The organism is Deferribacterota bacterium (assembly GCA_034189185.1).
Lineage (GTDB): Bacteria > Chrysiogenota > Deferribacteres > Deferribacterales > UBA228 > UBA228.
Map to the genome: position 1 here is coordinate 1 of JAXHVM010000158.1, position 4,267 is coordinate 4,267.

Here is a 4,267-nt window from a genome sequence, read left to right on the forward strand (position 1 = left end):
TAACTACCTACTAGCTATGGGTAGATCAAAACTACCTATAATAACAAGGGAGGATGGCTCAATATATTTTAATAAAGACTATAACTTTGAATATGGCAAAATTGACATTATAAGGGACGGTGAATATCCCATATTTAGTTATGGGACAATGTTACATAGAGCAGTTAAGGTTTCCTTATTATTAAAAGAAAAGGGTATCTCTGCAGCTGTATTAAATGTAGCCTCTCCATTACAACTAGATGAAGAAGTTCTTAATAAATACTTAAAAAATAACATAGCCTTTACCTATGAAGACCACAATATTAATACAGGTCTTTCATCAATTTTATCACAATATATAACTAAGAGTGGCAGACAAGTTAGATTAATACCCTTTGGTATCAAAGACTATCCATGCTCAGGTAAGCCTAATGAAGTGTTTGAGTTGATTGGGTTAGATGAGAAGAGTGTGGCTAAAGAGGTAGAGAAAATCTTAGAAAAATAAAATAAATACATAATTAAAATTTGCTTTCTTGACAAAATTTATAAAAGCTATATAATTATTTTTTTAAATTGTAAATATAATATGGAGTGAAATATGGAATGTATAGTTGCTAACGGTTCAAAACAGTATATAGTTAAAGAGGGTGATATCATAGATATTGAAAAAATACCCGGTGAGGTTGGCGCAAGGGCTAAGCTTGAAGATGTTGTGCTAGCAAAGAAAGATGATGATGTATTAATTGGTAAGCCCCTATTAAAAAATAGCTATGTTGAAGCGGAGATCATAGATCAATATAAAAGCAAAAAAATTGTTGTATTTAAGAAGAAAAGAAGAAAAGGATATAGCAAAAAATTGGGTCATAGACAAAATTATACAAAGATTAAAATAGATAGAATTAATATAGGTGAGGAGTAGTTATGGCACATAAAAAGGCAGGTGGTTCATCTAGAAATGGAAGGGATTCACAAAGTAAGCGCTTAGGGGTAAAAAAATTTGGTGGAGAAAAAGTTAGAGCTGGAAACATTATTGTAAGACAGAGAGGAACTAAGTTTAAACCTGGCAATAATGTTGGATGTGGCAATGATTATACAATTTTTTCATTAATAGATGGTGTAGTTTCATTTGAAAAGAAGAGAAAGGGTAAATTTATCTCAGTATATCCAAATATATCTGCATAATTTCTATAGCCCTTTGTGTGGGGCTATAAAATGAAATTTATTGATTACGCAAAAATTAAAGTAAAATCTGGAAAGGGTGGCAGTGGCTGTGTTAGTTTTCGGAGAGAAAAGTATGTGCCAAAGGGCGGTCCTTCCGGTGGTACAGGTGGTTGCGGCGGTGATGTCTATATAGTAGGTGATGCATCGAAATCAACGCTTCTTGATTTTCAATATAAATCTGAGTTTAGAGCAGAAAAAGGCGAACATGGTGGTGGTAAGGATAAGGATGGAGCAAGGGGTAATAGTGTCTATATCAAAGTCCCTTTGGGGACAATTGTTAAGGATGCAGATACAGGTGAGATAATTGCTGATATAAAAGTTGATGGGCAGTCAGTTTTAGTTGCAAAAGGTGGTAGAGGGGGCAGGGGGAATAAATCTTTTGCTAGTTCTGTAAATAGGGCTCCTTTCCTTGCAGAAGAGGGTGAGGAAGGTAGTGAAAGGTTGTTAATTTTAGAATTAAAATTAATTGCAGATGTTGGTATAGTGGGCTTCCCCAATGCAGGTAAATCTACTTTTTTGTCAGTTATAACAAATGCAAATCCGAAAATTGATAGTTATCCTTTTACAACAATTGATCCAAATCTAGGGGTATATAATAGTGATAGTGGCAATAGAATAATTTTTGCAGATATGCCTGGTTTGATAGAAGGAGCCCATAAAGGCATTGGTTTAGGTATTAAATTCTTAAAACATATTTCTAGGACTAAATTGTTATTGCATTTTATTGATTCATCGGTTGATAAATCAATGATAGAAAGGTATGAGGCACTCAGAAAAGAACTGTTAGAATATTCAAGTGATTTTAATAACAAAAAAGAGATTGTAGTTTCAACAAAGATGGATCAAGTGAATAGGCACAATCTAAAAGATTTTGAAAATTATCTTTTTGATAACTATAATAATATTAGTTATTTTAAAATATCTACATATAATTATTATGGAATTGAAAAACTCCTTAACTATATTGAGGACATTCTATGGAAATAATATCAAGTATCTTAAAGAAAAATCTAAATTGCTTTAAAAATAACATCTCTAATCTACTTATTATCTCTAGTATTTGGGATGTTTTAGTTGACGGGTGTTTTTCACAGATTTCAAAACCAATAAAAGTTACTGGCAATAGATTAATTGTGGGTGTCCTAGATAATATAGTATTACAAGAATTATCATTTATGCACGATGAGATAGTTTCAAGACTACAAAAAAGAGGGTTTAAAATTAACAAAATATCATTTAAAGTTATTAATTACTTTGATATTGATAAAAATGAAACGGTAGAAGAGGATATTGAAGTTGATCTGCGAGGATATGAATATATATATGACAGTATTGAAAATGATAATATAAGGGAGAGCTTTAAAAGGGCCTTTTCAGCCTATATTAAAAACTTGAAAAAAAATTAAATTAATTTAATATCTATATTATGGTGTTAGATATAGTAAAATATCCAGATAAAAGGCTTAGAGCTAAATGTGCTGAAATTAATAATATAGATGAAGAGATTATTGAACTTTTAAATAATATGGAAGAAACTATGCTTAAAGCCCCAGGTGTTGGATTAGCAGCCCCACAGGTGGGTGTGCTTAAAAGAGTAATTGTTGTTAACTTTGATGCTCAGGCTGAGATTCCAAAGATTTATAAATTTATAAACCCTGAAATATTAGAATACGATGGTGAAGAGGTTTATGAGGAGGGTTGCCTGAGTATCCCTGGTGAGTATGCTGATGTTAAAAGAGCTAAAAAAGTTTATTTTAAGGCTCTTAATGAGGATGGCAAAGAAGTTAGCTTAAAGTTAGATGAATTGCCAGCTAGAATAGTGCAACATGAAATAGATCACCTAAATGGAGTATTATTCATTGATAGAATACCTCAGATTAAGAGAGATAGCATAAAAAAGCATATCAAAAAAAGGGCTTTGGCTAGCGAATATTAACCTAGATTTTAATTATAAAAGTATCATTATCTTTATACTCAACAAAGGGCAATTCATTATAAATCCTACCAATAGATTTAATTAATGAGCTTGTAAAGCTAGTATTTATAATGGGTTTTATTTTGCAGTGTATGGCATCATCTTTGAGTTGTATATGAAAGTGAAAGGAACTATTTTCATTAATTTTATTTAAAAGTTTTTTATGAAAATCACTAATTTTTAATAAAAATTCATAGGTATTATTAGCAATGTTAAAAAGTTTCTTATATTTTTTATAGGTATACGAAACATAATAATCGCCATATATAGAGTAAAAGTCCTCACTAGAGAGTTTTAACCCCCTTCTCAATTCATCACAAATTTCTAAAAAGAGACTATCATCAATTTTATCATTATCTCTGATAATGAAATTTTCGCTATATCCAAACTTAGATAATACTTTTTGAAGTTTCTCTAAAGCTGAAAGATTAATGCACATTTCCTTTAATGCATTAAAATAAATTCCTCTCAATATTTACCCCCAATTGTTATATTCGTCATTTGTAATCAACAATTCAATCTAATAATAATGAATGGTTAAATTTAGACAGTGAGATGTTTTATTAATTTTTGTATGGTAAACGAAAACACCCCTATTGTATTGATATTTTTTGCAATTTAAATAAGTTATAGTAACCTATGGAGACTTTACAGGAACGATATGTGTCAGTTGTTTGCATTTTTAATGAAAAAGGCAAAGTAGAATATGTAAATGATAGGTTTATAATTGAATCTCCACTTTTAGCTAATGATAAAACCTTTTATCAGGATATGTTTGCTAAAATTAATAGAGAATTTGCTATTAGTCTTGAAAAACTAATTAAAAAAATAAATAAAAACAAGGAATCTTGTATAACATATAAATCATACATTAAAGATAAGGTTAATAAGCTTGCATTAGTTCATGTAACACCACTATTTGACAAAGATCAAAAGCTTAGCCTATACTCTCTAAATATATTTGATATAACCAATGAGTCTCTTGATAACAATAAATTGAAAAAATTACCAATAATTGATGGCAAAGATATACTATTTTTAAGCTTAGATGAAGTCTATCTTATAAGAGCCGAAAATATTTATTCAAAGGTA

At 30.0% G+C, this 4,267-nt stretch carries 8 protein-coding genes; 7 read left to right on the forward strand and 1 reads right to left on the reverse strand.

All coding sequences use genetic code 11. From position 1 onward, the window contains the following. The 6 genes from SVN78_08940 to def form a co-directional block, all read left to right on the forward strand. Positions 1 to 484, forward strand: a 484-nt coding sequence (locus SVN78_08940) for a transketolase C-terminal domain-containing protein (GenBank protein MDY6821730.1), incomplete at its 5' end; no start/stop codon positions are given. 93 nt (positions 485 to 577) lie between these two features. Beyond that, a complete protein-coding gene (rplU, locus tag SVN78_08945; protein ID MDY6821731.1) occupies positions 578 to 898 on the forward strand; it encodes a 50S ribosomal protein L21 in 321 nt (106 codons plus the stop codon). 2 nt (positions 899 to 900) lie between these two features. Then, a complete protein-coding gene (rpmA, locus tag SVN78_08950) occupies positions 901 to 1,161 on the forward strand; it encodes a 50S ribosomal protein L27 (protein ID MDY6821732.1) in 261 nt (86 codons plus the stop codon). A 30-nt stretch (positions 1,162 to 1,191) separates the two neighbouring features. Then, the gene (gene obgE / locus SVN78_08955; GenBank protein MDY6821733.1) at positions 1,192 to 2,187 is read left to right on the forward strand and encodes a GTPase ObgE; all 996 of its coding nucleotides are present in this window, start codon (positions 1,192 to 1,194) and stop codon (positions 2,185 to 2,187) included. Next, entirely contained in the window at positions 2,178 to 2,606 is a 429-nt protein-coding gene (locus tag SVN78_08960) for a DciA family protein (protein ID MDY6821734.1), read from the forward strand. Before obgE ends, SVN78_08960 begins: the two co-directional genes overlap by 10 nt. A gap of 20 nt (positions 2,607 to 2,626) precedes the next feature. Further along, complete coding sequence (gene def / locus SVN78_08965) at positions 2,627 to 3,136, forward strand: peptide deformylase (protein MDY6821735.1); 510 nt, start codon at positions 2,627 to 2,629, stop codon at positions 3,134 to 3,136. A gap of 1 nt (position 3,137) precedes the next feature. On the opposite strand, the gene SVN78_08970 is transcribed toward def, so the two are convergent. Beyond that, a complete protein-coding gene (locus SVN78_08970) occupies positions 3,138 to 3,647 on the reverse strand; it encodes a heme NO-binding domain-containing protein (protein ID MDY6821736.1) in 510 nt (169 codons plus the stop codon). Positions 3,648 to 3,814: 167 nt separating this feature from the next. Between SVN78_08970 and SVN78_08975 the strand changes: the two genes are divergently transcribed. After that, a partial coding sequence (locus tag SVN78_08975) for a hypothetical protein (protein MDY6821737.1) occupies positions 3,815 to 4,267 on the forward strand: 453 nt, incomplete at its 3' end.